Genomic DNA, 21092 nt, shown 5'->3' on the forward strand with positions numbered 1-21092 from the left:
GAACAACGCCCTGCCCCGGTCACCGTTCGACGGTGACCGGGGCAGCGGCATTCCCCCACACCGGAGAGCGGGAAAGGCAGGAGCCCCGCCACCTCCGCTCGCACGGAGGAGGCAGGGCTCCTTGGGTACTGCTTAATCCAACCGCGATCCGGTCGGCCAGGCGACTAGGCCGGGATGACGTTCTCCGCCTGCGGGCCCTTCGGACCCTGCGTGACGTCGAAGGTGACCTGCTGGTTCTCCTCGAGGGAGCGGAAGCCAGAGGCGTTGATCGCGGAGTAGTGGACGAAGACATCCGGGCCGCCGCCGTCCTGGGCGATGAAGCCGAAGCCCTTTTCAGCGTTGAACCACTTCACGGTTCCGGTAGCCATGAGCCCTCCTATGGGCCAAAGGGTCGCCCTGCTCCAGAACCTGCTAAGAAGTCTGAAAACTACAAAAGCCTGCGGGTCACATTCTCCGCAGGCCTCGTACTGCAAGGGAAACCAAACTGCAACTTGCGTCGAGCCTAGCATGCACCCTGCGGCCGAGACCAGAGGGAAAGATCACGTCACCCGGACGTTTGAGACCCGCCCGATCGCTGACGCGGAGCCGGGGGCTAGTCTCGCGATGTGGACGTCTATCGCAGCCGGCCCCGCGTCGGCCACATCCAGTTCCTGAACTGCCTGCCCCTCTACTGGGGGCTGGCCAGAACCGGCACGCTGCTGGACCTGGAGCTGACCAAGGACACCCCCGAGAAACTGAGTGAACGGCTCGTCCGGGGCGACCTGGACATCGCTCCGATCACCCTCGTCGAGTTCCTCCGCAACGCCGACCAACTCGTCGCCTTCCCCGACCTCGCGGTCGGCTGCGACGGCCCGGTGATGTCCTGCGTGATCGTCTCGCAGGTTCCGCTCGACCGGTTGGACGGAGCCCGCGTGGCTCTCGGATCGACCTCCCGGACGTCCGTGAGGCTGGCCCAACTGCTGCTCGCCGAGCAGTACGGAGTACGGCCCGACTACTACACCTGCCCCCCTGACCTGGGGGTGATGATGCAGGAAGCCGACGCGGCGGTCCTGATCGGGGACGCCGCGCTGCGCGCCTCCCTGCACGACGCGCCCCGGCTCGGCCTCGCCGTGCACGACCTGGGTCTGATGTGGAAGGAGTGGACCGGGCTGCCGTTCGTCTTCGCCGTCTGGGCCGCGCGCAAGGACTACCTCGAACGCGAGCCCGTCGTCGTGCGCAAGGTCCACGAAGCCTTCCTCGCCTCCCGGGACGTCTCCCTGGAGGAGGTCACCAAGGTCGCCGAGCAGGCCGCCCGCTGGGAGGCGTTCGACGCCGAACTGTTGGAGCGCTACTTCACCACGCTCGACTTCCGCTTCGGGCCCGAGCAACTGGCCGGCGTCCGGGAATTCGCGCGCCGTACGGGATCGGCATCGGGGTACGCGGCCGATGTCGCGGTGGAGCTCCTGAAGGTGGCCGTACCGGAACATTGACGCGCCTTATGCCCCGGCGCGAGTTCCGCATCCCGGAAAGGGGAATGTTCCGTTTACCGGGAATTCGTTCCCCTTTCGCATTTCCGTCCGGCGGTGGAACGGCCCGAGGAACGCCCCACGGAACGGCCGACGGAACGCGCCGCGGAACGGCCGACGGAACAAAGGGGCCGAGACCGGGTGCGCCGACGCATTCGGCCGGATCGAACCACCCCCCTTCGCCGTGGTGCGGTAGTACTCCGGACACGATGGAAGCTCCCCGGCCGGCGGCCGACACCCCTAAGGTGCTGGTTGACCGTCAGCGAGCCACGAACCTCGGGGAGGGGACGCGATGCAGCCGCTCGAAGCGGGCGAACCGCGGACCATCGGCGCCTACCGGCTGCTCGGACGGCTCGGTGCGGGGGGCATGGGTCGGGTCTACCTGGGGCGCAGCGCGGGCGGCCGGACCGTCGCCGTGAAGATCGTCCACCCCCACTTCGCCTCCGACGAGGAGTTCCGCGCCCGCTTCCGCCGCGAGGTCGCCGCCGCGCGTCGGGTGGGGGGCGAGTGGACCGCGCCGGTCCTGGACGCGGACCCGGAGGCCCCGGTGCCGTGGGTGGCCACCGGCTACGTCGCGGGCCCGTCGCTGGACCGGGCCGTGGCGGGGTACGGCCCGCTGCCCGAGCACTCGGTACGGGCCGTCGGGGAGGGGCTGGCCCGCGCGTTGGTGGCGGTGCACGGGCTGGGGCTCGTCCACCGGGACGTGAAGCCGTCGAACGTGATGCTCACCCTCGCGGGCGGTCCGACGGGCGGACCACGCCTGATCGACTTCGGGATCGCCCGGGCCTCGGACGGCGCCGCCGCGCTGACCGTCACCGGCGTCTCCGTCGGTTCGCCCGGCTACATGTCGCCGGAACAGATCCTCGGCAACCCCGTGACCGGGGCGGCGGACGTGTTCTCGCTGGGTGCGGTCCTGGTCTTCGCCGCGACCGGCCGGGCCCCCTTCAGCGGGGACAACTCCGCGACCCTCCTCTACAAGGTGGTCCACGAAACGCCGGACCTCGGCGGGATCGGGCCCGGACCGCTGCGGGACCTGATCGCGGCCTGCCTGGCGAAGTCGCCGGCCGCCCGACCCTCGCCGGCGGTGATCGCGGCCGCGTTGGACGGGGCCCTGGGCGTGTCGGGCTGGTTGCCGACCCCGCTGGTCGAGGAGGCGAACCGGGCCGCGGTGGCCCTGCTGGACCTGGACGAGGCGGCGCCGGAGTACCCCTCGGGCCCGGTGCCGTTCACCTCCGCCTCCTCCTACGGGGAGCAGCGGGTAGCCGCCGGGGGCGTGGCACCGGACGGCTTCCCCGGCGGCACCACCCCGTACGGGCTGCTGTACGGCGCGGAACCCGACGCGGGCGGGGCGGGGCACGGCGCCGACGGCGGCGTACCCGGGCCGCGCACCGCGCCGGACGCCGACGGGCGGCGGGTCTCCGTGCGCGCGGCCGGCCGGCGGTTCAGCTGCACCGTGGTCCTCGCCGCGGCGGCCGTGCTGGCGGTGCTGTCGGGCGGGCTGTACGGACTGGACCTGCTGCCCTGGCAGTCGGGCGCGAAGAGGGGCCTGGTGGCCGGCCCGCCGCCCTCCTCCCCGCGTACCGCGGATTCGGCCCCCGCCACGGGGCCCACCGCGAGCACGGGCGGTCCGTCCCCGTCCCCGGTAGCCCGGGACACCGTGCCGCAGGCGCTGGCCGGCACCTGGAAGGGCACGGTCACCACGGCCCGCCTGGGCGTGTCGAGCGAGTTCGAGATCACCATCAGCGGCGGCCGGATCGGGCAGGTCGTCGCCCGCGACAAGTCGGTGCTGCCCGTCCTCGGCACCGACTGCAGCGGGAACTGGAAGCTCGCCGCCGCCACCGACCGTTCGCTGGTCCTCGACACGACGGACGGCCCCAACCCGGCGCCCGGCGTGTGTTCCGACGGCTCCGCCGACGAACGCTTCACCCTCAACGCGAACGGGACCCTGCACTACCGGTCCGGCGACGCGGCGGCGGGCAACCCCGAAGGGGATCTGACCCGCCGGGGTTGACCCGCGCACCCCTGAACGGACCCGAGGACCGCCGGCGTACGCTGGATCGGTCCGGACCCTTGACACACCGCCGAAAGGTGACGCACCGGTGACCGACCAGGCCGCTCTCCAGTCTGTCCTCGACCGAGCCGCCGCAGGGGGCCGGATCACCCAGGACGAAGCGCTCGACCTCTACCGGCACGCCCCGCTGCACGCGCTCGGCCAGGCCGCCGACGCCGCGCGCCGGCTGCGCTACGCGGGTACGGAGCACATCGCGACGTACATCATCGAGCGCAACATCAACTACACCAACGTGTGCGTCACGGCGTGCAAGTTCTGCGCCTTCTACGCGGCGCCGAAGGACACCAAGAAGGGCTGGTCCCGCGGCCTCGACGACATCCTGCGCCGCTGCGCGGAGACCGTTGAGCTCGGTGGCACGCAGATCATGTTCCAGGGCGGGCACCACCCGGACTACGGCGTCGAGTACTACGAGGAACACTTCTCCGCCATCAAGAAGGCGTACCCGCAGCTGGTCATCCACTCCCTCGGCGCGTCCGAGGTCGAGCACATGGCCCGCATCTCGGGCGTCTCGGCGGAGGAGGCCATCCAGCGCATCCACGCGGCCGGCCTCGACTCCTTCGCGGGCGCCGGCGCCGAACTGTTGCCGGCCCGGCCGCGCAAGGCCATCGCCCCGCTCAAGGAGTCCGGCGAGCGCTGGCTGGAGATCATGGAGATCGCCCACAAGCTGGGTGTCGAGTCCACCTCCACCATGCTGATGGGCACGGGCGAGACCAACGCCGAGCGCATCGAGCACATCGCGATGATCCGCGACACGCAGGACCGCACCGGCGGCTTCCGCGCCTTCATCCCGTACACGTACCAGCCCGAGAACAACCACCTCAAGGGCCGGACCCAGGCGACCATCTTCGAGTACCTGCGCATGATCGCCATCGCGCGGCTCTTCCTCGACAACATCGCCCACATCCAGGGCTCCTGGCTGACGGTCGGCAAGGAAGCGGGCCAACTGTCCCTGCACTACGGCGCGGACGACCTCGGCTCGATCATGCTGGAGGAGAACGTGGTCTCCTCGGCCGGTGCCAAGCACCGCTCGAACCGCATGGAGATCATCGAGCTGATCCGCAAGGCGGGCCGCACGCCGGCGCAGCGCGCGACGACGTACGAGCACCTCGTCGTGCACGACGACCCGGCGAACGACCCGGTCGACGACCGCGTCGTCTCCCACATCTCCTCCACCGCCATCGAGGGCGGCACCGCGCACCCCGAGCTGAAGCTCATCTCCTCGAACTGACGCCGCCGAACCCATGCTGACGCTGCACACCGCCGACCTCCTCGTCGCCGGACCGGGTTCGACCCCGCTCCCCGGCGGCGCGGTGCTCGTCGAGGGCGACCGGATCGCCGGGGTGGGCCCGTACGAGGAGCTCGCCGCGGCGCATCCGCACGCCCGGGTCCGGCGCTGGCCCGGGGTGTTGACCCCGGGGCTGCTGGTGCGCGGCGCGGACGAGTTGCTGGAGCGCACGTACTACCCGGACGACCCGTACGAGGTCGCCGAACTCGGCGCCGACCCGATCGGCGGGCAGGCCCTGGCCGCTCTCACGATGACCGAGTCCCGGTGGGGCAACAGCGCCCGGCGCGGGACGCAGAGACTCCTGGCGCGCGGGGTGGTGGCGGTGACCGGCCGGTTCACGATCCCGTCGGTGCGGACCGCGGTGGTGCGGTCGGGTCTGGCGGTCCTGCCGCCGGCGGCGCGCGCCCAAGGGTCGCGGGGGGCGGAGCGGGAAGCCTCCCTGGACCCGTTCGCCGGGCGGGACGCGGCCGAACAGGCCTTCCACGGAGCCCTGGAGCCCGACGCCCCGGCCCGATTCGCGGTGTTCGCGGCGGCCGACCCGGCGGAACTGCTCACCCTGGGCGCGACGAGCTGTGTGGCCACGGTCATCGGGGGACGGCTGCTGCACCGCCGTCGCTGACGTCCCCGGACACGGTGTCGTCGGGCACGTCGTCGTCGAGCCGGCCGCCCTCGCGGGCGAGGGCGGCCAGCAGGCAGACCTGGAGGCGACTCACCCCGCCGAGCTTGTTCCGGATGTTCAGCACGTGGAACTTGACGGTGCTGACGGACAGTTGCAGCGTCGCGGCCAGCTCCGCGTTCGAGGCGCCGGTGGCCAGCCACAGGAACACCGCCGACTCCTGGTCGGTGAGGTGGACCCGCGGCGGCGCCTGCGGGGCGTGGGAGGGGAACCACGACGGGACGCTGAAGCTGACGCTGCGCACGGTTTCCACCCCTTGCCCCCCGGCCGACGCGCTCGGCCCCCTGCCTAAGGGACGTTCGGGCCGGCCAGGTAGGTTCCGGCGGCGTCGAACGGCCAGGCGTTGGCCTTGCAGCCGAGCAGGCCCTTGATCTGTTGCATCATCGCGGGCGCCTGCTTGCCGGGGCCGGGGCAGGTCTCGTGCTCGCGGCCGAGTTCGTGGCCCACCTCGTGGTTGACGATCAGGGCCCGGTACTCCTCGACGGGGCCGTCGAACTGGGGCGACCCCTCCTGCCAGCGCTTGAGGTTCACCACGACGGTGTGACCGGCGCGACAGTTGGTCTCGCCGATCAGCTCGGGCGTGACGACCTCGCACAGCCGGTCGGTGGTGGTGGGGGTGGCGATCTTCACGGTGAAGTCCACCGGTTGCCCGGGGCCGACGAGCCGGAACCCGTACGCGGGATCACGGGTCCAGCCGCGCGGGTCCCCGAGGATCGCCTCGACGGACCTGGCCGCGGCCTCCGGGTCGACTCCGCTGCCCTGCTCGACCTCGGCCCGCCAGCGCAGCGCGCGCCCCTTGCCCTGGGGCGAGCCGGAGGCGGTGGACGCGGCGAAGACCCCGGGCCCGGTGGCCGGAACGGACGGGGACGGCTTCGCCGGGGGCGAGCCCTTCGGCGTGCCCTTGGCCTCGGGCTTCGGCGAGGCCGCCGGGGAGGAGGCCGGCGGCTTGGTCCGCCCGCCGTCCGGGGCCGGCTCGGAGCCGCCGTCGGGCGTGGGTCCGCCCGCTTCGGCCTCCCGGGTGGGGGCGGACGCGGCCGGTCGGTCGTCCGCGACCGCGGCGGTCCCGTCCTGCGGGCGCAGGGTGTAGGCGGTCACACAGGCGACGGCGATTGCCGCGGAGCCGATGAGGGTACGGTGCAGTCGTCGCCGCCGTTCGGCGGCCCGGCGCAGGGCGCGCACGTCACCGCGGGAACGTCTGGTCGGATGGCCTTCCGGCATGCAGGAGCTTTCTGTTCGCGTGGTCCACGTCGTCCACGAGCGGGCATTTCATGCGCTTCGTCGACGAACATGGCTTTTGTCCGACCCGTTTCGAGTCACACGCGCACCAGTCAAAGCCGATCCGGCCATCACGCGTAACTGTCCTTCGGGTCAGTTGTGCCCCCGGCGGGTGGCGCCGGGTCCGCCTGCGAGAATGGCAGCCAGACCCGCATCGCACCGCATCGCACCCGAGGGGCCCACGCCAGTGACCAGCGCTTCCCTGGACAAGCAGCCGCACGAAGTCGCCTCCATGTTCGACGGGCTGGCGGCGAACTACGACCTCGTCAACGACGTGCTCTCCCTCGGTCAGGCCCGCCTGTGGCGCAAGGAGGTCGCCAAGGCCGTCGGCGCCCGCCCCGGACACACGATCCTCGACCTGGCCGCCGGAACCGCGACCTCCTCGCTGCCCTTCGCCGCGACCGGCGCGTACGTCGTCCCCTGCGACTTCTCGCTCGGCATGCTCCAGGAGGGCAAGAAGCGGCACTCCTGGCTGCCGCTGACCGCCGGCGACGCGACGAAGCTGCCGTTCAAGGACGACACCTTCGACACCGTGACGATCTCCTTCGGGCTGCGCAACGTCCAGGACACCGACACCGCCCTGCGCGAGCTGTACCGCGTCACGAAGCCCGGCGGCCAGGTCGTCATCTGCGAGTTCTCGCAGCCCACCTGGGCGCCGTTCCGGACGGTCTACACCGAGTACCTGATGCGCGCCCTCCCGCCGGTGGCCCGCGCCATGTCACCCAACCCCGACGCGTACGTGTACCTCGCCGAGTCCATCCGCGCCTGGCCCGACCAGCCGGAACTCGCCGCGCTCCTGCAGAAGGCCGGCTGGTCCAAGGTCGCGTGGCGCAACCTCAGCGGCGGCATCGTGGCCCTGCACCGCGGCATCAAGGCGTAGGACACGATGCCCGCCGCGCCCGTCGACGACGCGCCCCCGGGCGCCGCGCCCTCCGGCCCCGCGTTCCTCGGCCCGGAACCCTCCGAGACCGTGCGCTTCGACTACCAGGGACTGCTGGAGCGGATCGCGGCCGACATCGCGCCGGTGATCGGCCGCGGCACCCCGGCCGAGTACATCCCGGCGCTGGCGTCCGTGGACCCGGCACAGTTCGGGATGGCCGTCGTCGACCTCGAAGGCAACGCGTACGGGGTGGGGGACTGGCAGGTCCCCTTCTCCACCCAGTCCATCACCAAGGTCTTCGCGCTCGCCCTGGCCCTCGCGGAGGGCGGCGACAGCCTGTGGGAACGGGTCGGCCGGGAACCCTCCGGCAACCCGTTCAACTCGCTCGTACAGCTGGAGTACGAGAACGGCATCCCCCGCAACCCGTTCATCAACGCGGGCGCCCTCGTCGTCACCGACCGGCTCCAGACCCTGACGGGCGACGCGAGCAGCGAACTCCTGCAGTTCCTGCGGGACGAGAGCGAGAACCCGGCCATAGGGTTCGACGCCGAAGTGGCCGCCTCCGAGCAGGCGCACGGCGACCGCAACGCGGCCGTCGCCCACTTCATGGCCTCCTACGGCAACATCGACAACCCCGTACCGGCCCTGCTGGAGCACTACTTCTGGCAGTGCTCCATCGAGATGACCTGCGCCGACCTGGCCCGCGCCGGACGCGTACTGGCCCGGCACGGGCTGCGCGCCGACGGCACGCGCCTGCTGACGCGCAGCGAGGCCAAGCAGATCAACGCGGTGATGCTGACCTGCGGCACCTACGACGCGGCAGGCGAGTTCGCCTACCGCGTCGGCCTGCCCGGCAAGAGCGGGGTGGGCGGCGGGATCGTCGCCGTCGTCCCCGGCCGGTGCTCGATCGCGGTGTGGAGCCCGGGGCTCGACGCCCAGGGGAACTCGGTCGCGGGTGTGGCGGCCCTCGACCGCTTCACGACGCTGACCGGCCTGTCGGTCTTCTGACCGGCGGATCCGGGCCGGCGTCTACAGCGACAGCGCGTAGCGGCGGGCCGGGTTCCCGTCCGGCATCGTGGACTCCTCGTCCAGGTCCATCCCGAGCCGCTCCGCGACCGCCACCGAACGCACGTTCCGGGCGTCGATCATCGCCACCACGCGCGGCACGCCGGCCGCCCGTACCCGCTCCAGCGTGGCCAGCGCGGACGCGTACGCGTACCCACGGCCCCAGGCGGAGCGCCCCAGCCGCCAGCCGATCTCGATCTCCCCGACCGGCCCCCACTCCTTCTCGGCGGGCCACGGCTGCGCACCGGTGAAACCGATCACGGCGCCCTCCTCGTCCAGCAGGGTCCACAGGCAGTAGCCGAGCCGGGCGTCGTGCAACCGCTGGCGGGCGGTGAACTCCTCGTACATGGACAGCTCGGCGGGGCCACCGAGGAACTCCATCACCTCCGTGTCGGCGAAGACCTGGTGCCAGGCACGGGCGTCCTCGTCGATGGGCACGCGCAACTGCACGGTGGGAAGCGGCCGGGCGGGCGAGGTGGTCATCGGAGGCACCCTTCGGATCGTGATCTCTCTCGCTGCATAGACTGCACGTGTCCGGTGCCGTTGGGCACCCTTTATCGAGCCTTCGGGAGACCCCGCAGTGACCGAGCCCCTCTCCGAACACTCCGCGGACGTGATCGTCGTCGGGGCCGGGCCCGCCGGCTCGACCACCGCGTACTACCTCGCCAAGGCCGGATTGGACGTCCTGCTCCTGGAGAAGACCTCCTTCCCCCGCGAGAAGGTCTGCGGCGACGGCCTGACCCCGCGCGCCACCAAGCAACTGGTCGCCATGGGCATCGACGTCTCCGAGGAGGCCGGCTGGCTCCGCAACAAGGGCCTGCGGATCATCGGCGGCGGGCAGCGGCTCCAGCTGGACTGGCCGGAACTCGCCTCCTTCCCGGACTACGGACTCGTCCGCAAGCGCGACGACTTCGACGAGACCCTGGCCCGCCAGGCCCAGAAGGCGGGCGCCCGCCTCTACGAGCGCTGCAACGTCGGCGAACCCGTCCGCGACCCGCGCACCGGCCACATCACCGGCGTGCAGGCGAAGCTCGGCGAGGAGAAGACCCCCGTCACCTTCAGCGCCCCGCTGGTCGTCGCGGCCGACGGAAACTCCTCGCGGATCTCCCTCGCGATGGGCCTGCACCGCCGCGAGGACCGCCCGATGGGTGTCGCCGTCCGTACGTACTTCACCTCGCCCCGTCACGACGACGACTACCTGGAGTCCTGGCTGGAGCTGTGGGACCGGCGCGGCGCGCAGGACCGGCTGCTGCCCGGCTACGGCTGGATCTTCGGCATGGGCGACGGCACGTCCAACGTCGGCCTGGGCATCCTCAACTCCTCCTCCGCGTTCAAGGAGCTGGACTGGCGCGAGGTCCTCAAGGCCTGGTGCGCGTCCATGCCGGAGGACTGGGGCTACACCCCCGAGAACATGACGCAGCCGATCCGCGGCGCGGCCCTGCCGATGGCCTTCAACCGCCAACCCCACTACACCAAGGGCCTGCTGCTCGTCGGCGACGCCGGCGGTCTCGTCAACCCGTTCAACGGCGAGGGTATCGCCTACGCGATGGAGTCCGGCCAGATCGCCGCCGAGGTCATCGTCCAGGCACACGCCCGCGCCACCCCGGCCCAGCGCGAACTGGCCCTGCACAACTACCCGAAGGTCCTCAAGGAGACGTACGGCGGCTACTACACGCTGGGCCGCGCCTTCGTGAAGCTGATCGGCAACCCGAAGGTCATGAAGATCGCCGCACAGCGCGGTCTGACCCACCCGGTGCTGATGCGCTTCACGCTCAAGATGCTGGCCAACCTGACCGACCCCACGGGCGGCGACGCGATGGACCGCGTCATCAACGGCCTCTCGAAGGTGGCGCCGAAGGCCTGATCGCGACGGGCCGGGCCGCTCGTCGGGTAGTCGAGCGGCCCGGCCCGTGGAGTGATCTTGAGGTGCCTACTCACCACTCCAGTTCCGCCTGCCGCCGCGCTTCCGCGGAGACGAGGCCGAACGCCATGCGGTCGGCAGCCACTACCTCACGGAGCCTCTGTGCGGCGAGCCGCTTCTCCAGGGCTTCGGCCACGACGGAGGGGGAGCCGCTCTTGCCGGTGCGCTCCTCGACTTCCTCGATCAACGGTTGCGCCGGCGACACGGATCTCCTGCCTGCCCGCCCGGCGGCCTGGTGGTGGGCTCCATGGCTGCTCATACCTGAAACGTAATACCGCCGGTAGGGAATCTCCTGGTCGACCTCCACCTCGGTGGAACCAAGGTGGCCCCGAAGACCCGATCATTCAGCCGAGTTGGCGGGACAGCCGCTGAACCGCAGGCGGCGCGCGAGCGGGGCGTTGTCCACGGCGTCAGATGGGGAGCGTCCAGCTTGGCCCGTGCGGCAGGTCGAGCCAGACCTTCTGTGCGTCTGACGTGATCGTCATTCCGAAGGCGGACAGGTGTGGCGAGCCGTGGCTCCGCCACTGCATGAGCGCGTCCTCGATGGTGCTCCACAGGTCGAGCGGACCGCGCCGGACGACGGTCCAGCCCTTCCCGTCGGCCGCCGGTCGCGTTCGGGCCCGCGAACCAGTGGCCACGTCGAGCAGGATCTGTTCGTTCCCCATGCCGAGGCGCTCGGCCGAGGGTGCGGCGAGCTGTCCGACGAATCGACCGGTCCAGTCGTCGAGCAGGGCGGGGTCGATCCGGCTCGGCCGCTCTTCCCCGGGCAGTAGCTCGAACGGTCCGTGCGGCGGCCGGTCATGGGGGCGAGCGATCATGAAGGAGGTGTATCCGGGCAGGAAGCGGCCTTCCGCGACTCCGTTCGCCTCGACCGTGAGGCGAACGAGCCCGTGCGCGACGCCCCAGCCGGACAGGGTGACGAGCAGCGTCCCCCCGGTGTCGATCTGCCGGAGCAGGCCGTAGGAGAGAAGGCGACGGGGACCGGTGAGCAGCTGATCAGGCTTTGGTCCAGGCGCCAGTCGAGGTGATCGCCGTCGGTGTCGATCCGGCTCGCGAAGACCTCTTCCCCGACGGCGGCGAGCCGAATACCGAGGCCCGAGTGTTCGTGTGCGTCATGGATGACGAGGCCGGCAACCCGCTGCCCGCGGAACTCCCCGAGATGTCGACCACCGGCCAGAGCCGGCGAGGGCTGCGGCTGATCGCCGAGTACGCCGAAGGCTGGGACGTGATCCAGGGGAACGGGCCGCACAAGACGGTGTGGTTCAGCCTGGCGGTCGAGAACCGGGTGGGAACGAGCGAGGCGAGCAGGTGACCCTCGGGTCAGTCCGCGGGCGGGCGGGCGGGGGCGTGCGCCGAGCGGGCCGGTCCGTCGGGGGAGCCTCCGCTCCGGGCCGGGGTGGTCCGGTCGGGGTGGCCGTCCGCGCACCCGTCCTCGTACGGAGCGCCGTGCACGGTCCGCACGCAGCGGGCCAACAGCACCACCCCGCACACCAGCAGGGCGACCGAGGCCGTCCAACCGAGCCCGAGCGTGACGGGGTGCCCCGGCTTCGCCCAGGGGCGGGCGGTGGTCAGCAACCAGCCACCGACCGCGAGCAGGGCCAGACCCGCGGCGGCGGGCAACGCGGTGGGGTCCCCGGTGCCGCGGTCGGCGACCTCGGCGTCCTCGGCGGGCCGTCGGGTGAGCACGGGACCACCACCTCCAGGGTCGTTGACGGTCGGGCGAGCGCCCCGACTATCTTCGCAGGGCCTCGGCCGGTTCGATACGGGCCGCCCGCCAGGCCGGGTAGAGCCCGGCCGACAAGCCGGTGAGGAGCCCGGTGAGCGGGGCGGCCGCGACGGTGGCGGGATGGATCACCGGAGTCCAGTCGCGGGCCAGCGAGACGGCGACCACCGTCAGTTCGCCCAACGACGTGCCGACGAGCCCGCCGAGCGTGCCCAGGGTCGCGGACTCGGTGAGGAACTGGGCCGCTATGTGCCGCCCCCGGGCGCCCAGCGCACGGCGCAGCCCGATCTCCGACGTCCGCTCCAGCACCGCGACGAGCGTGGTGTTGGCGATGCCGACCGCGCCGATGACCAGACAGATCCCGGCGAGCAGCAGGAACAGGGCGCTCAGGTCGGAGGTCACGCCGGACCGCAGCAGCCGGGGGTCCGGGGGCGGTACCGCCTTCAGGTACTCGGGGTGGTCGGGCCGCAGCGCGAGCGGGGCGAGCTCCGCGGCCTGCCGGGCGGCGCCCAGCTCGGTGTCGAGGAGCATGGTGGCGCCGCCGGGCTCGGGCGGCCCCCACAACTCCCGGGCGGTGGCCCGGGGCACGAGGACGGAGAGCAGGTTCTCCGGCTTGCGTTCCACGTCGGCGATGACGCCCGCCACGGTGAACGGCTCCTCGCCGATGTAGAGCGCGGGGCGGGTCGTGAGGGTGGTGATGCCGAGGCGTTCGGCGACCCCGCTGCCGATGAGCACGACGCGCTGCCGGCTCCGCTCGGCGAACTCGTCGTAGAGCCGGCCCTCCCGGAGGGTGGGCACCAGGGCGGCGACGGCCCCCGGGGAGGCGGCGACGACCGCGGTGCCGGTGGTGGTGCCCGTGGTGGTGCCGCCGCCGGCGGCGGGCAGGACGCCGATCGTCGTGCCCGGATCGAGCCGTACGGTCCACAGCGTTCCGGCGTTGCGGATGCCCGCGACGTCGCGCAGCCGCTCCTCCGCGTCGGCGGGGAAACCGGAGCCGGCGAACTCGTTCACCTCGGGGGCGACGTCCTCGATGGTCACCTCGGTGGCGGTGAGTACGTTGAACCGGCCGTCGATCTGCGAGGAGATGGTGGCGGTCAGGCCGAGGACGGCCACGAAACTGCCGACGCCGAGCACGGTTCCCAGCGCGGTGAGGACGGCCCGCCCGGGGCGGCGCAGCATGCCGGCGAGCGCTTCGGACAGGGCGTCCCGGGCGGCCAGCCCGGTCGGCTTGATGCGCGCACGGTCACCGATCTCCGCGCCGTTGTGCGTGCCTGTGCCTGTGCCGTGGTGCGTGTTCGCGCCGTCGTGCGTGTCCGCGCCGTGTCCCGTGGCCGCACCGCCGTGCGTGTTCGCGCCGTCGCGCCTGGTCACGGGCTCACCCGCTCGCGCAGCCGGCCGTCGCGGACGGTGACGGTCCGCCGGCCGCGTGCCGCGACCTCGGCGTCGTGCGTGATCACCATGACGGTCATCCCCGCCGCGTGCAGCTCGTCCAGCAGCGCCAGTACGGAGGCGGCGTTGGCGGAGTCGAGGTTGCCGGTGGGTTCGTCGCACAGCAGCAGCGAGGGCCGCCCGACGAGTGCCCGGGCGATGGCCACGCGCTGGCGCTCGCCGCCGGAGAGCCGACCGGGGACGGCCGCCGCCCGGTGGCCCAGGCCGACCTGGTCGAGCGCGGCGCGGGCCCGGGTGAGGCGCTGCGCGCGCGGGACGGAGGTGTAGAGCATGGCGAGGGAGACGTTCTCCAGGGCGCTGCGGTGGGGCAGCAGGTGGAAGGACTGGAACACGAACCCGATGCGGCGGCCGCGCAGGGCGGTGCGGGCGTGGTCGGGCAGCCGCCCGGTGTCGATCCCGTCGAGGAGGTAGCGGCCGGAGGTGGGGGAGTCCAGGAGTCCCGCCACGTTGAGGAAGGTGGACTTCCCCGAGCCGGAGGGGCCGACGATGGTGACGAACTCGCCGCGCCGCACCGTCAGGTCGCAGGACTTGAGCGCCTCGACGGGCGGCGGCCCCGGGTAGGTGAGGGCCACCGCGCGGAACTCGATGACGGGGGCGTCGGGGCGGTCGGCGACGTCGGGGGTACCCGGGACGGGATCGTCGGAGGCACCGCCGGACCGTCGGCGGGCGCGCGGGAGGAACCTCACTCGGCCGGCCTTCGCGGCGACCCGGTGCCCTTCGGGTCCCGACCGCCTTGGCCGTCCCGACCGCCCTGCCCGTCCCCGCCGTCCTGCCCGTTCCCGCCGTCCTTGGGGGCGGCCCCGATGACGACCTTGGCGCCGTCGGTGAGCGCGCCGGCCCGCACCGGGGTCACCGCCACGTAGCCGTCGCCGCTGGTGCCCACCCGGACCTCGATGCGCCGCGGCGTGCCGTCGCCGCCCACGGCGGTGACGACCGTGCCCCCGTCCGCGGTGGCGGAGACCGCGGTGACGGGAACCACGAGGGCCTGCCCGTCGGTCGAGGCGGACTCGATGGTCAGTCGTACGTCCTGACCGGCCAGAGCGGGGGGCAGCGGTCGGTCCGCGCGGACGACCATGCGGAAGCCGAGATCGCCGCCCTTGCCCGCGGCGTCGCCCTGGCCGCCCTGCCCGGGCTGCTGCCCGCCCGCCGGCCGGCCGGTCGAGCGCTCGCCGGCGACCAGCGCGACCTTGCCCCGGGCGTCGAGCCCCGTGGCCTCGGAGGCGATCACCACGCTCATGCCGGCGCGCAGGAGCTGCTTCTTGTCGTCCTTCAGGTACGTCTCGACGACGAGTTCACCGGCGGACAGGGTGAGCACCGGCCCGGAGACGGGGCCGCCCACCCGGCCGGCGATCCCGCTGACCCGGGCGGGGAAGGAGTCGAGGATCACGGCCTCGGAGGCGGGGAGCATCGGCCCGTCGGCGGCCTCGACCGATGCCAGCTCGGCGCGGGCGTCGGCGAGGGCCTGCCGGGCGCGCGCGAGGGCCCGACCGGAGTCACCCTCGCCGCCGCCGCTCTTGCCGGCCGTCCTACCGACACCGGTCGTCTCGCCGTCACCGGCGCCGGAGGCGGGGCCGGCCGAGGGGCTGCCGGTGGCCGGCGTGCCGGAACGTCCCCCGGCCCCGGCCCCGTTCCCGGCCCCGGCCCCGTTCCCGGCGTCGGCCGAGGCGTCCTCGACGGCCCACTGCGCCGTCCGTACGGCCTGCCGCGCGGCCTTGACCGCCTCGCCGCCGTCCGCCACGGCGGGCAGCGGGTCGTACCCGATGGCCCGGTAGCGGGCGGTGAGCGCGGCCTTCGTACCGGCTCCGAACACGCCCTTCGCGTCGGCGCCGGTCCCGTGTCCGAGCGCGCGCAGCGCCTGCTGGAGCTGGGCGACGTCGTCGCCGGTGGAACCCGGCCTGAGGTCGCGGTAGACGGGCAGGGTCCCCTTCAGGGCGAACACCGGACGCCCGGAGACCTCCGCCAACAGTTGCCCGGCGGCGACCGCGTCCCCGGCCTTGAGCGGCAGCTTCGTGACGACGGCCGCTGCCGCGCCCTCGCCGGCGCGCGGCTGGGGGGCCACGTCGACGCTCTGGTCGGCCACGACCGTCCCGCGCGTCACCACGGTCCGCGCGAGCACCCGCTGCTCGACCTCGGCGGTCAACAACCCCTGCGCGGGCGGCCCGGTCTCCGCCGCGACCTGCGCGGGCGATTTCACCAGCACGGTGGCCAACAGCCCACCGACCGCCACGAGCGCGGCTCCGGCGACGACGCCGAGGACCACCCGGCCCCCCCGACCGAGCGCCCCGGAGCCGAGCGCCCCGGAGCCGAGCGCCCCGGAGTCAGGTGCGTCCTGCGCGGCGTCGGCCGTGCCGGCCGACCCGTCCCCGCCCGGGTCCCGCGCGTGCCCGCCCGGATCCACCCCGTCCCCGTCGCCCGGTTCCACCCCGTCCCCGTCCGGCTCCACCGCGACGTCCCCCGGTTCGTTCACCCGCCGAGCACGCCGTTGCCGCCGGAGCCCTTGTCGGGGCGGCACTTGCGGGTCGCCTCGGCGTGCTTCGTCCGCAGTTCGGCCGTCTGCTCCGGGGTCACGGCCCGAGGGTCGTACGTACCCGTCGCCGGGTCCGGGTCCGGGTACCAGGAGACGCCCTCGGCCCGCAGGCACCTGGCCTCCTCGCGGGCGGCGGCCAGCACCTCGGGGTCGACCTTCGTGACGGGCGTCTGCTTCGGGGCCTTGCTCTCGCAGGCCTTCTCGGCGGCGGCGAGGTTGTCGTGCGGCTTGTCCTTGTCCACCCGGGGTGTACCGGAGTCGAGGAGGACGATCGGCACGCCGTGTTCCTTGAGGCAGTCGTAGTAGGCGACCTCCTCCCGGCTGGGCGGCGGGCTGTCGCTCGCGGAGGGTTCCTTCCCGCCGGAGCACGCACCGAGCACGAGAGCCAGGGCGAGGACGGTGACGGGCACGTACTTGCGCATATGGGCGCTTCCCTCGGGGTGCGGACGTGGATGAGGGCGCCGCAGAGCGATATGACGTGCGAACGCAATTCGCGATCATAGAGAGGGGCCTGCGGACACACAAGTTCCGTTTGATGAACGCTTTTTGACAGTCCGTTGGCTGGGATATCGGCTTGTGCCCGGAACCGCTCTGCACTTGAATCCCGCTGGGCGTCGCGCTGTTGGCGTCGAGATCATTTTGTTGTTCCCACAGTGAGGAATGTGCAAATGAACAAGAACAAGCGCGTCCTGCGTCTCGCGCTCGCCCCGGTGGCCGTCGCCGGCGCCCTGCTCGTGTCGACGGCCTCACCCGCTTCCGCGTGGGTGCACGACGGGTACCTGGAGCAGTTCGAGTTCGGGCTGTACTGGGACTCCGGCCAGAGAGGGTGCGTCTTCGACAGCAACAACGACGACGACAACCTGAACAACGACACGTTCCACGGCCCCTCGGGCTGCGGCGGCCTCGGCAAGGGCGTGAACGACAACACGTACTCGTACAAGAGCCTGGACATCAAGGGCCGCCACGTCTACACCAACAGCAACTACGGCGGGATCCAGGGCTCCGTCCCCGCCGGTCACACCGGCGACGCGTCCAGCAACTTCAAGAACTCGATCAGCTCCCTTCGCTGGTACTGAGCCGCTCGCACCCCCGGAGGAACCGCTGATGCACCACGCCCGGCGCCGCCGGACCCTCGCCGCCGCCCTCCTGACGGCCACGGCCGTCCTGGTGGGCGGTTGCGCGGGCGACGACGGGGCGAAGGGCAAGGGCGCCCGCGAACCCGCGCTCGGCCCCGTCGCCGCGAACCCCGCCGGCTCCGCCCTCTCCCTCCCCCTGGACGCCTACACGGACTCGGACGCCGAAGCCCGGCGGATGGAGGCGGTGCAGAACCGGCTCATCGCCCTGTGCATGGCCCGGTACGGATTCACCTACGAGCCGCCGGCGAGCCGGGCCGACACCGGGGGAGGGGCCGAACAGGGCCGCCACGGCGCCCTGTTCGGGGTCGCCGATCCCGCGCAGGCGGCGGCCCGCGGCTATGCCGACGCCTCCGGGGCGGGGGACTCGGCCAAGCCGGCCCCGCCGCAACTCACCGAGAGCGCGACCGCGGTGCTGTTCGGTACCCGGCAGGGCGAGACGACCCCCTCCGGGCCGGACCCGAGGACCCAGGAGGAGGCCGAACGGACCGACAGCGGGATCGAGGCCGGCGGGCAGCGGGTGCCGGCCGGCGGCTGCCTGCGCGAGGGGTACCGCAAGCTGTACGCGCCCACCAAGGACAGCGTCGACCTGCTCTTCTCCTTCGGCCTCGCCTCCGAGGCGCACACCCGCTCCCAGAAGGACTCCCGGGTGGTCGCCGTCCTGAAGGACTGGTCCGCGTGCATGGAGGAGGCCGGATACGACGGTGTCGGCACTCCGTACGAGGTCGTCGAGAAGCTGGGCCTGGAGGCGGACAAGGCCGGCCCCAAGGCGGTCGCCGTCGCCGGCGAGGACGTCGCCTGCAAGCGCGAGGTGAACCTGGTGGGCGTGTGGGCGGCCGTCGAGACCGCCTACCAGCAAGGGCTCGTGGAGGAGAACGCGGAGACGCTCGCGCTCTACAGGAAACAGCGCGACGCCCGATTCAAACTGGCGGCCTCACTGGCCTGACCCGCCACGCCACGACACGACCCGGGCCTTCTCGGCCGGGGCCGTGTGCGTCGTGACGGGTATTCCGCACGGAATCGCGCATTCCCGCGTCGGGAAGCGAGCACGGAAAAGCGGACGGGAAACCCGGCGGGAGTCGAGGGTGCCGTCCGCCGGCGCACCCGCATTTCGGCCAGGGGAACGTGAAATCGACCCGATGGCGGCGGTTTCTGTTCCCCGATCGGGCCCGGGCACGCGAAAAGACGGGCACGAAAAGGGACGCGGGCACGAAAAGGACGCGGCATGCGAAACGTCGCGGACAGGCGAAGAGGCGCGGGCATCCCAAACGACGCGGGCATCCCAAACGACGCGGGCATGCGGAAGGGCCGGTACTCCACCCCCGAGCGGGGGAGTACCGGCCCTTTCCGCGCACGCGCGGTCAGCCGCGGGGTGTCCGAGGGTGCCTGAAGGCTCCTCAGGGCGTCCGAGAGCGGTTCGGACGACCCGGAGGGTCCCACACAAGGCCCCAGGCAGCTCTGGACGCCCGGGAAGGCTTCAGAGACGGCGACGGCTCAAGAGGACGCGACGGCTCAAGCGGCAGCGACAACTCAAGAGACGCGACGACTCAGAGGACGCGGACGGCGCCCGTCGGCATGTCGTAGCTCAGGTTGCGCTCGACGACACCGGTGCTGGGGTTCTGCGCACCGACGAACTTGCCGCCGCCGACGTAGATGGCGACGTGGTACGCGCTGCCCTTGGCACCCCAGTACAGGATGTCGCCCGGCTGGAGGTTGCTCAGCGACACCGAGGTGCCGGCCGTGGACTGCGCCTGCGACACACGGTCGAGGGTGATCCCGGCCTGGCGGTACGCGGCCTGGACGAGACCGGAGCAGTCGTACGCGGAGGAGCCGGTGGCGCCACTGACGTACGCCTTGCCGACCTGCGCGCGGGCGAAGTCGACGATGGCCGCGGCGGAGCCGGTGGCCGGCCTCGACGTGCTGCCGCCCTCGTCGGAGTCGCCACCCGAGCTCTGTCCGGGGGAGAAGGAATCGTCGTCCGAGGCGGAGGCGTTCGCCAGCGAGGAGCGGGCGGAGCTGCGGTTGGCGCGGTCGGCCTCGGCCTTGCGCGCCTGCTCCTCCTTGGCCTTCTTCTCGGCGTCGGCCTTCTGCTGGGCGTCTTCCTTCGCCTGCTTCGCCTCGGCGGCGGCGCCCGTGCGGGCGTGCTCCTCCTGGACGTTCAGCTCGCCTTCGACGGCGGCGGCGCGGGTGTTCTCGGCGGCCGTGGTGACGGCCGTCGCGACATCGGCGCTCAGGTCCAGGTCGAGGACGGGCATTTCGAGCGTCGTCTCGGCCACGGGCTCTGACGGGGACGCGCTCGCGGTGCCGGCCATGGCGAGGGTGCTGAGGACGCCACCGGCGATGCCGGCGCGGACCGCGAGCTTGGAGGCGCTGCGGCGGGGCTTCCGGTGGCTGGGTGTGTGAGCGGTGTGGGACATGGGACTAACCGCTATCAGGGGGCGGCCGGTCGCTTCAAGAAACGTGGTGTGCGCCACAGTTGTGCGCGAAGGCCGCGAACCGGACGCGTCGCGGCCGTTATTGACGCGGTAACGGGCGAAACGGACACACCCTCACAAGCCTGTGATCATGGGGTTTCCGCGATAAGTCCCAATTGATCCGGCGCCTACCATTCCGCCGGACAGTTGGCCAAGCCCTCTTTCGGCGGCGCGGATTCCACGTGACGCAGGTCACAGTTACCTACCGCTGTGCGGGCACTGTGGCCGCTCCGTGACCCGCCTGTGAGGTTCCCGTGCGGTTCGTGAACGGATGCACACGATCCGCGTGCCCTTCACCCGGCCGCCCATCCCCCTTTACCCGGGCCGGCCCGACGTCCACTCGACTCCTCCCGAACCCCTCGTTCGGGGGGTGTGGATCCCTTTACCACTGCTGTGGCAGTGGTGCCAATTTGCTTGCACTGACCAACGTTTGATATTGCGCACCACCTTCCACCTGCAACGAAGGGGCCGGATGTCACCTTTGGTGATCATGTGGATGCCTTGCGTATGAAGATCACCACTCATCGGACTTCATGATCGTTCGTCAGGTGGTGGAGATCACAAACTCGGTGTTGTTACCCGTGTCGCAGATCACAGACCGGCAGGCATAAGATGCGCACCAGTCCGGCTTGTGAACTGCCTCACATGCGATCCCCTTCTACTCGGGTGATCTTCGCGGGAGGCGGGTCACTCGGCGCCGGCACAGCGGTCCAACGGTCAAGGACGACTGGAAGGAGCGAGGAGCGTGAATGCGTACGCGCCCATCCTCGTGCTCGGCGCCCTCGGCGCAGGGTTTGCGATCTTCTCCGTGGTCATGGCCACGCTGATCGGCCCAAAGAGGTACAACCGGGCAAAACTTGAAGCGTACGAGTGCGGCATCGAGCCCACTCCGGTGCCGGCCGGTGGCGGTCGCTTCCCCATCAAGTACTACCTGACGGCGATGCTCTTCATCGTCTTCGACATCGAGATCGTCTTCCTCTACCCCTGGGCGGTCACCTTCGACTCCCTGGGGATCTTCGGGCTCGTCGAGATGTTGCTCTTCGTGCTCACCGTCTTCGTCGCCTACGCCTACGTGTGGCGCCGCGGCGGCCTGGAATGGGACTGAGGG

General features: G+C 71.9%; 23 protein-coding genes. 11 read left to right on the forward strand and 12 right to left on the reverse strand.

What is annotated here, in order from left to right:
* Window positions 1–164: 164 nt before the first annotated feature.
* Window positions 165–368 carry a cold-shock protein gene (locus OHA84_RS21155; RefSeq protein WP_015610594.1) on the reverse strand — a complete coding sequence of 68 codons (204 nt, stop codon included), beginning with the start codon at window positions 366–368 and terminating at the stop codon, window positions 165–167.
* Window positions 369–605: 237 nt separating this feature from the next.
* On the opposite strand from OHA84_RS21155, the gene OHA84_RS21160 reads away from it, so the two are divergent.
* The 4 genes from OHA84_RS21160 to OHA84_RS21175 all read left to right on the forward strand — a co-directional run bounded on the left by OHA84_RS21160 (window position 606) and on the right by OHA84_RS21175 (window position 5480).
* Complete coding sequence (locus tag OHA84_RS21160) at window positions 606–1469, forward strand: menaquinone biosynthetic enzyme MqnA/MqnD family protein (protein ID WP_053678917.1); 864 nt, start codon at window positions 606–608, stop codon at window positions 1467–1469.
* Between the two features lie 328 nt (window positions 1470–1797).
* The gene (locus OHA84_RS21165; RefSeq protein WP_266970228.1) at window positions 1798–3516 is read left to right on the forward strand and encodes a serine/threonine-protein kinase; all 1719 of its coding nucleotides are present in this window, start codon (window positions 1798–1800) and stop codon (window positions 3514–3516) included.
* A gap of 88 nt (window positions 3517–3604) precedes the next feature.
* Window positions 3605–4804, forward strand: a complete 1200-nt coding sequence (gene mqnC / locus OHA84_RS21170) for a cyclic dehypoxanthinyl futalosine synthase (protein ID WP_053678921.1) — start codon at window positions 3605–3607, stop codon at window positions 4802–4804.
* A gap of 13 nt (window positions 4805–4817) precedes the next feature.
* Complete coding sequence (locus tag OHA84_RS21175) at window positions 4818–5480, forward strand: hypothetical protein (protein WP_266970226.1); 663 nt, start codon at window positions 4818–4820, stop codon at window positions 5478–5480.
* Here the strand turns inward: OHA84_RS21175 and OHA84_RS21180 are convergent.
* Both OHA84_RS21180 and OHA84_RS21185 read right to left on the reverse strand, forming a co-directional pair.
* Complete coding sequence (locus OHA84_RS21180; RefSeq protein WP_053678925.1) at window positions 5446–5781, reverse strand: helix-turn-helix transcriptional regulator; 336 nt, start codon at window positions 5779–5781, stop codon at window positions 5446–5448. The genes OHA84_RS21175 and OHA84_RS21180 overlap by 35 nt on opposite strands.
* 44 nt (window positions 5782–5825) lie before the next feature.
* Complete coding sequence (locus OHA84_RS21185; protein ID WP_266949151.1) at window positions 5826–6755, reverse strand: DUF3152 domain-containing protein; 930 nt, start codon at window positions 6753–6755, stop codon at window positions 5826–5828.
* Window positions 6756–6999: 244 nt separating this feature from the next.
* On the opposite strand from OHA84_RS21185, the gene OHA84_RS21190 reads away from it, so the two are divergent.
* Together OHA84_RS21190 and OHA84_RS21195 are read left to right on the forward strand one after the other, a co-directional pair.
* The gene (locus OHA84_RS21190) at window positions 7000–7692 is read left to right on the forward strand and encodes a demethylmenaquinone methyltransferase (RefSeq protein WP_266970223.1); all 693 of its coding nucleotides are present in this window, start codon (window positions 7000–7002) and stop codon (window positions 7690–7692) included.
* Between the two features lie 6 nt (window positions 7693–7698).
* Window positions 7699–8700 carry a glutaminase gene (locus tag OHA84_RS21195; protein WP_078998933.1) on the forward strand — a complete coding sequence of 334 codons (1002 nt, stop codon included), beginning with the start codon at window positions 7699–7701 and terminating at the stop codon, window positions 8698–8700.
* 21 nt (window positions 8701–8721) lie between these two features.
* Here the strand turns inward: OHA84_RS21195 and OHA84_RS21200 are convergent, their stop codons facing one another.
* Window positions 8722–9240 carry a GNAT family N-acetyltransferase gene (locus tag OHA84_RS21200; protein ID WP_053678929.1) on the reverse strand — a complete coding sequence of 173 codons (519 nt, stop codon included), beginning with the start codon at window positions 9238–9240 and terminating at the stop codon, window positions 8722–8724.
* A 97-nt stretch (window positions 9241–9337) separates the two neighbouring features.
* Between OHA84_RS21200 and OHA84_RS21205 the strand changes: the two genes are divergently transcribed.
* Window positions 9338–10621, forward strand: coding sequence for a geranylgeranyl reductase family protein (locus OHA84_RS21205; protein WP_053678931.1), 1284 nt, complete (start codon window positions 9338–9340; stop codon window positions 10619–10621).
* A 70-nt stretch (window positions 10622–10691) separates the two neighbouring features.
* On the opposite strand, the gene OHA84_RS21210 is transcribed toward OHA84_RS21205, so the two are convergent.
* Both OHA84_RS21210 and OHA84_RS21215 read right to left on the reverse strand, forming a co-directional pair.
* Complete coding sequence (locus tag OHA84_RS21210) at window positions 10692–10937, reverse strand: hypothetical protein (RefSeq protein WP_266970220.1); 246 nt, start codon at window positions 10935–10937, stop codon at window positions 10692–10694.
* A gap of 151 nt (window positions 10938–11088) precedes the next feature.
* Complete coding sequence (locus OHA84_RS21215) at window positions 11089–11496, reverse strand: hypothetical protein (protein WP_266970218.1); 408 nt, start codon at window positions 11494–11496, stop codon at window positions 11089–11091.
* A 185-nt stretch (window positions 11497–11681) separates the two neighbouring features.
* Between OHA84_RS21215 and OHA84_RS21220 the strand changes: the two genes are divergently transcribed.
* Complete coding sequence (locus tag OHA84_RS21220; protein WP_266970216.1) at window positions 11682–11990, forward strand: hypothetical protein; 309 nt, start codon at window positions 11682–11684, stop codon at window positions 11988–11990.
* Between the two features lie 8 nt (window positions 11991–11998).
* On the opposite strand, the gene OHA84_RS21225 is transcribed toward OHA84_RS21220, so the two are convergent.
* From OHA84_RS21225 to OHA84_RS21245, 5 genes are all read right to left on the reverse strand, one after another.
* Entirely contained in the window at window positions 11999–12364 is a 366-nt protein-coding gene (locus tag OHA84_RS21225) for a hypothetical protein (protein WP_266970214.1), read from the reverse strand.
* Window positions 12365–12410: 46 nt separating this feature from the next.
* Complete coding sequence (locus OHA84_RS21230) at window positions 12411–13652, reverse strand: ABC transporter permease (RefSeq protein ID WP_266974017.1); 1242 nt, start codon at window positions 13650–13652, stop codon at window positions 12411–12413.
* Window positions 13653–13768: 116 nt separating this feature from the next.
* Window positions 13769–14536 (reverse strand): ABC transporter ATP-binding protein, encoded by a 768-nt coding sequence (locus OHA84_RS21235; RefSeq protein ID WP_078998935.1) that lies wholly within the window; start codon window positions 14534–14536, stop codon window positions 13769–13771.
* The gene (locus tag OHA84_RS21240) at window positions 14533–16317 is read right to left on the reverse strand and encodes a peptidoglycan-binding protein (protein WP_266970212.1); all 1785 of its coding nucleotides are present in this window, start codon (window positions 16315–16317) and stop codon (window positions 14533–14535) included. The genes OHA84_RS21235 and OHA84_RS21240 overlap by 4 nt, the downstream gene beginning before the upstream one ends.
* On the reverse strand, window positions 16314–16799 hold the full coding sequence (locus tag OHA84_RS21245) for a hypothetical protein (protein ID WP_053678937.1): 486 nt from the start codon (window positions 16797–16799) through the stop codon (window positions 16314–16316). Before OHA84_RS21245 ends, OHA84_RS21240 begins: the two co-directional genes overlap by 4 nt.
* A 246-nt stretch (window positions 16800–17045) precedes the next feature.
* On the opposite strand from OHA84_RS21245, the gene OHA84_RS21250 reads away from it, so the two are divergent.
* Both OHA84_RS21250 and OHA84_RS21255 read left to right on the forward strand, forming a co-directional pair.
* Complete coding sequence (locus OHA84_RS21250) at window positions 17046–17453, forward strand: hypothetical protein (RefSeq protein WP_053678939.1); 408 nt, start codon at window positions 17046–17048, stop codon at window positions 17451–17453.
* A gap of 28 nt (window positions 17454–17481) precedes the next feature.
* Window positions 17482–18456 carry a hypothetical protein gene (locus OHA84_RS21255; RefSeq protein WP_266970210.1) on the forward strand — a complete coding sequence of 325 codons (975 nt, stop codon included), beginning with the start codon at window positions 17482–17484 and terminating at the stop codon, window positions 18454–18456.
* 601 nt (window positions 18457–19057) lie between these two features.
* Here the strand turns inward: OHA84_RS21255 and OHA84_RS21260 are convergent.
* Window positions 19058–19927: a C40 family peptidase gene (locus OHA84_RS21260; RefSeq protein ID WP_266970208.1), complete on the reverse strand. Its 870-nt coding sequence runs from the start codon at window positions 19925–19927 to the stop codon at window positions 19058–19060.
* Window positions 19928–20729: 802 nt separating this feature from the next.
* Here OHA84_RS21260 and OHA84_RS21265 point away from each other — a divergent pair.
* On the forward strand, window positions 20730–21089 hold the full coding sequence (locus tag OHA84_RS21265) for an NADH-quinone oxidoreductase subunit A (RefSeq protein ID WP_053678945.1): 360 nt from the start codon (window positions 20730–20732) through the stop codon (window positions 21087–21089).
* Window positions 21090–21092 lie beyond the last annotated feature (3 nt).

The sequence above is a fragment of the Streptomyces sp. NBC_00513 genome (assembly GCF_041431415.1).
In the GTDB taxonomy this organism is placed as follows: domain Bacteria; phylum Actinomycetota; class Actinomycetes; order Streptomycetales; family Streptomycetaceae; genus Streptomyces.

Bases quoted from the DNA above. Each gene is read 5' to 3' on its own strand.
- OHA84_RS21155 (WP_015610594.1), bottom strand. From the start codon at position 368: ATGGCTACCGGAACCGTGAAGTGGTTCAACGCTGAAAAGGGCTTCGGC.
- OHA84_RS21260 (WP_266970208.1), bottom strand. From the start codon at position 19,927: ATGTCCCACACCGCTCACACACCCAGCCACCGGAAGCCCCGCCGCAGC.
- OHA84_RS21200 (WP_053678929.1), bottom strand. From the start codon at position 9,240: ATGACCACCTCGCCCGCCCGGCCGCTTCCCACCGTGCAGTTGCGCGTG.
- OHA84_RS21165 (WP_266970228.1), top strand. From the start codon at position 1,798: ATGCAGCCGCTCGAAGCGGGCGAACCGCGGACCATCGGCGCCTACCGG.
- OHA84_RS21215 (WP_266970218.1), bottom strand. From the start codon at position 11,496: ATGATCGCTCGCCCCCATGACCGGCCGCCGCACGGACCGTTCGAGCTA.
- OHA84_RS21250 (WP_053678939.1), top strand. From the start codon at position 17,046: ATGAACAAGAACAAGCGCGTCCTGCGTCTCGCGCTCGCCCCGGTGGCC.
- OHA84_RS21175 (WP_266970226.1), top strand. From the start codon at position 4,818: ATGCTGACGCTGCACACCGCCGACCTCCTCGTCGCCGGACCGGGTTCG.
- OHA84_RS21185 (WP_266949151.1), bottom strand. From the start codon at position 6,755: ATGCCGGAAGGCCATCCGACCAGACGTTCCCGCGGTGACGTGCGCGCC.
- OHA84_RS21255 (WP_266970210.1), top strand. From the start codon at position 17,482: ATGCACCACGCCCGGCGCCGCCGGACCCTCGCCGCCGCCCTCCTGACG.
- OHA84_RS21210 (WP_266970220.1), bottom strand. From the start codon at position 10,937: ATGAGCAGCCATGGAGCCCACCACCAGGCCGCCGGGCGGGCAGGCAGG.
- OHA84_RS21195 (WP_078998933.1), top strand. From the start codon at position 7,699: ATGCCCGCCGCGCCCGTCGACGACGCGCCCCCGGGCGCCGCGCCCTCC.
- OHA84_RS21245 (WP_053678937.1), bottom strand. From the start codon at position 16,799: ATGCGCAAGTACGTGCCCGTCACCGTCCTCGCCCTGGCTCTCGTGCTC.